This is a genomic window from Clostridium sp. SM-530-WT-3G, from assembly GCF_012843905.1.
Taxonomy (GTDB): Bacteria; Bacillota; Clostridia; order Clostridiales; family Clostridiaceae; genus Clostridium.
The window spans coordinates 1-4670 of the sequence record NZ_JABAGC010000075.1; the positions used below are offsets into that span (position 1 = coordinate 1).

General features: G+C 30.2%; 4 protein-coding genes. All 4 read left to right on the plus strand.

Going from position 1 to position 4670, the window contains the following annotated elements; translation table 11 throughout:
* Positions 1-150 precede the first annotated feature (150 nt).
* The 4 genes from HF850_RS15155 (at position 151) to HF850_RS15170 (ending at position 4419) form a co-directional block, all read left to right on the plus strand.
* Entirely contained in the window at positions 151-426 is a 276-nt protein-coding gene (locus HF850_RS15155) for a hypothetical protein (RefSeq protein ID WP_169106255.1), read from the plus strand.
* A gap of 72 nt (positions 427-498) precedes the next feature.
* Positions 499-1347 carry a sialate O-acetylesterase gene (locus tag HF850_RS15160; protein WP_169106256.1) on the plus strand — a complete coding sequence of 283 codons (849 nt, stop codon included), beginning with the start codon at positions 499-501 and terminating at the stop codon, positions 1345-1347.
* 579 nt (positions 1348-1926) lie between these two features.
* A complete protein-coding gene (locus HF850_RS15165) occupies positions 1927-2715 on the plus strand; it encodes a ZIP family metal transporter (protein ID WP_169106257.1) in 789 nt (262 codons plus the stop codon).
* 273 nt (positions 2716-2988) lie between these two features.
* Positions 2989-4419, plus strand: a complete 1431-nt coding sequence (locus HF850_RS15170) for a glycoside hydrolase family 1 protein (protein ID WP_169106258.1) — start codon at positions 2989-2991, stop codon at positions 4417-4419.
* Positions 4420-4670: the final 251 nt, after the last annotated feature.

Here is a 4670-nt window from a genome sequence, read left to right on the forward strand (position 1 = left end):
CAAGAATTTTTTTAGAGTGTAATAAACGTGCCTTGACAGCTTAGTGCTGTCAAGAACACATTTTGGTGTTGAGCCAATATATTTTATATTTACTTTTTTCATAATGGTAATAAGGGATATTTCATAAGCTATGATATTGATAAAGGTGTGGTGACTATACTTAGTAAACTTTTAGATAATGGTAGTAAAGAAAAAAGTGAAATTAAATCATTAGATGAACTTGAAGAAATCATTAGGTATTATTTGATAGAACTTGAAGTAAGTGATATTGATAATTATGAGACTAGTGACCATGTATACTATAGCAATTATTTAGAGGTAAAGCTTACTAATAAATTGACACAAAAAGAGATACGTATAACTGTTAATGTTTATAAAGGAGAATTAATTGAATATGATTTTTCAGAAATAAGTATAATTAAGTAGGAATAATAAAAATATAGAGTATAATATACATAGTCCAATAGAATTTCGTAAACAAAAGAAAGGATGATAGAATTGATTAAATCATTTTTAATGTTAGGGCAATCCAATATGGCAGGAAGAGGATTCATTAATGAAGTACCTCCAATTTTTAATGAAAGAATACATATGCTTCGTAATGGCAAGTGGCAGATGATGACGGAGCCAGTCAATTATGATCGTCCAGTTTCAGGTGTAAGTTTAGTAAGCTCATTTGCAGAAGAGTGGTGTCGTGAAAATCCAGATGACACTATTGGTTTAATACCTTGTGCTGAGGGTGGAAGCTCAATAGATGAATGGGCTGTAGATAAGGTATTATTTAGGCATGCAGTTTCTCAGGCTAAATTGGCTATGGAAAACAGCGAGTTAACAGGTATTCTATGGCATCAAGGAGAAGCTGACAGCTATAATGGAGGTTATAAAGATTATTATAAAAAGCTTCTTATTATTTTTGAAGCTCTTAGAAAAGAATTAAATGTTCCTAATATTCCAATAATAATTGGAGGATTAGGTGACTTTCTGGGTAAAGATGGATATGGGAAAATGTGTACTGAGTACGAATTAGTAAATAAGGAATTAGAAAAGTTTGCAGATGAACAGGACAATTGCTATTTTGTTACAGCAAGTAATTTGACTTGCAATCCTGACTGTATTCATTTGGATGCTGTATCTCAAAGAAGATTTGGGTTACGTTATTTCGAGGCCTTTTCAAAAAAGCATAATATTTTAAATCCATTAAATAATGAAAAAGAAATGCTTGAAAGCTTATATGCAAGACCACATACTAAGAATGAAAAAATGTATATAGAAAGCATGGAGCTTGCATTGGGGAAAATTTCATTTAATGAGTTTATGGCTAATATAGCACAATTAAATCAAAATTAGCATATTTATTAGATTAAGTTATTAATATTCTATATAAAATTAAAAAGAAGATGGAACGTTAAATCATTTAATGTCTCATCTTCTTATTTAATATAAATATATTAAATAATTATTGATGTTTTAACATTCTTTCTAACATGAAAACAGTTTTTTTAAAATAGCATATTTTAATTATTCCATAGCTATTTATTTAAAAATTTCAATACTTATAGGTAGCTTTTTATAATATGTTTAAAGTTAGAAGAGATGTATTGACAATGAATTTCAAAAAATATATCATTTTAACTGATAATGGCTATCATAAGTGGAAAGCTGATTTATAAATATATATATATAATTGTACAGGCATATGTAGAATAGAATCAAAGAAAGATATACATTAAATGTATTATAGTTTTGATTTGTAATATATTTGAAGTATATTTATTTACATTCAAAGTAAACTAATTAGGTTGCTCAGTAAAATTTTAAGTATAAGTAAATACTTTTAGTTTTTAAAGAAATTTAAGGAATTTAGATTTGTTAGAAAAGTCGTAATTATATTAATGCAAAATATTTAGAGATTGTAGAGGTGAGTGCATGAATATTATTATTGGATTATTAATACCACTTATGGGAACTACTCTTGGAGCTGCATGTGTATTCTTTATGAGAGGAGAAATGCCTAGATTAGTTAATAAAGTATTGCTTGGATTTGCATCTGGAGTAATGATAGCAGCATCAGTGTGGTCACTTATTATGCCTGCCTTAGATATGAGTAGCCATATGGGAAGACTTTCATTCATACCTGTGGCTATAGGGCTAATTTTTGGAATTGCCTTTTTACTATTGCTTGATATAATAATACCTCATCTTCATCAAAATGAGAATAAGCCAGAGGGACTTATGAGTCTTAGCAATAACAATATAAAGAAAACAACTATGCTTGTATTAGCTGTAGTTCTTCATAATATTCCAGAAGGCATGGCTGTTGGAATTGTTTTTGCAGGTGTAATGGGTGATGGTGGACTTATATCAATAGCAGCTGCTTTTGCTTTATCAATAGGGATAGCCATTCAGAATATTCCAGAAGGAGCTATAATATCCCTTCCATTAAGAAGTGAAGGCATGAGCAAAGGAAAATCATTCTATTATGGTTTCTTATCTGGAGTTGTTGAACCAATAGGAGCTGTTTTGACTATCTTATTTTCAAATTTTCTTACTCCTATAATGCCTTATCTTCTTTCATTTGCTGCAGGAGCTATGATTTATGTTGTGGTAGAAGAGCTGATTCCAGAAGCAGCTGAAGGAGAGCATTCTAATATAGCTACTATAGGTTTTGCTGTAGGATTTATAGTAATGATGATTTTAGACGTAGCCTTATCTTAATTGATTTTTATTTAAACAGTATATTTGCTAAGTGATAATCAATCACTTTAACATAGAAAAATAAAATATATTTATTTGTTCAGCTATTATATGGAAAACTGCATATTCTAACTTTGAATACGCAGTTTTTTAATACCATATACGCCTATGTACATAGAAAATATTATAAAAATATAGTCAAGAATATGTATATTTTTACAAAAATTACTTGAGTAGAGTATTACAAAATGTTAGAATTATGTTATTAAGTTAATTTAAGGGGGATATAAAGGGATGAACTCAGGAAAGTTTCCAAAGGACTTCCTATGGGGAAGTGCAACAGCAGCTTATCAAATTGAAGGAGCTTACCAAGAAGGTGGAAAGGGATTATCTGTATGGGATGAATTTGTTAGAATACCAGGTAAGACTTTTAAAGGTACTAACGGAGACGTTGCAGTAGACCACTATCATAGATATTTAGAAGATATTAAATTAATGCATGAAATGGGATTAAAAGCATATCGTTTCTCAATTTCATGGCCAAGAATTTATCCAGAAGGAAATGGACAAGTTAATGAAGAAGGCTTAAAGTTTTATGAAAACATTATCGATGAATGTTTAAAATATGGAATTGAACCTATGGTAACAATTTATCACTGGGATTTACCAAAGGCACTTCAAGATAGATATAATGGATGGGAAAGCAGAAACATAATAGATGATTTTGTTAACTATGCTACAACTTTATTTGAGAGATTTGGTGATAAGGTTAAATACTGGATCACATTAAATGAACAAAATATATTCACTGAACATGGATGGCTTAGAGCTACACATCCACCAATGAAGAAGAATGATGAAAAAATGTTCTATCAAGTAAACCATCATGCTTTTATTGCTCATGCTAAAACTGTTATTGCATACAAGAAGATGGGCTTAAGCGGTAAAATAGGTGCAAGTTTCGCATTTTCTCCAAGCTATGCTGTAGACTGTGATCCTAAGAATGCTATGGCTCAAATGAACTTCTCAGAAAACATGAATTTCTGGTGGATGGATGCATATGCATATGGTAGATATCCAATTACAGTTTTAAAATACCTTGAAAAGAAAGGTATAGCTCCAGTTATTGAAGAAGGAGATTCAGAGCTTATGCTTGAAGCAGCTAAAGGTTTTGACTTCATGGGAGTTAACTATTACCAAACTGCTTGTGTACAATACAATCCAGAAGATGGTGTTGGTTTAGGTGAAATCAATACAACTGGTCAAAAAGGTACAAGCAATGAAGAAGGTAAACCAGGTTTATACAAGAGTGCAAATAACCCTTATTTAAAGAAAACTGATTGGGATTGGACTATAGATCCTCAAGGATTAAGAATGGCATGTAGAATAATTACTAGCCGTTATTACCTTCCAATAGTTATTTCAGAAAATGGCTTAGGTGCTTTTGATAAAGTTGAAGATGGTCAAATCCATGATCCATATAGAATTGCTTACTTAAAAGCTCACATTGAAGCATTAAAGGATGCAATAGATGATGGATGTAATGTATTAGCATACTGCACATGGTCATTTACAGATTTATTAAGTTGGCTTAACGGATACCAAAAGAGATATGGTTTTGTTTATGTTGACAGAGATGAGGTAGGAGGTTCACTAAATCGTATACCAAAAGATAGTTACTACTGGTACAAAAAAGTAATAGAATCTGATGGTAGTGAATTATAAGAAATATAAGTAAAATCTTTATTTAATAGTGATTTTACTATTATAAGATTAAAGTCATTTAAGTAACAGATAATCTTTTTATAGGGGTTATCTGTTATTTTTTATTATAGTTATTTTGTTAGTATTATAACTTAGATGCTGTAACTTGAAGTTTAAAAATAAAAATTAAATTAATTTTGGCTCAACACCAAAATGTGTTCTTGACAGCACTAAGCTGTCAAGGCACGTTTATTACACTCTAAAAAAATTCT

Coding starts and splice junctions, on each gene's coding strand:
- HF850_RS15165 (WP_169106257.1), top strand. CDS start 1,927: ATGAATATTATTATTGGATTATTAATACCACTTATGGGAACTACTCTT.
- HF850_RS15170 (WP_169106258.1), top strand. CDS start 2,989: ATGAACTCAGGAAAGTTTCCAAAGGACTTCCTATGGGGAAGTGCAACA.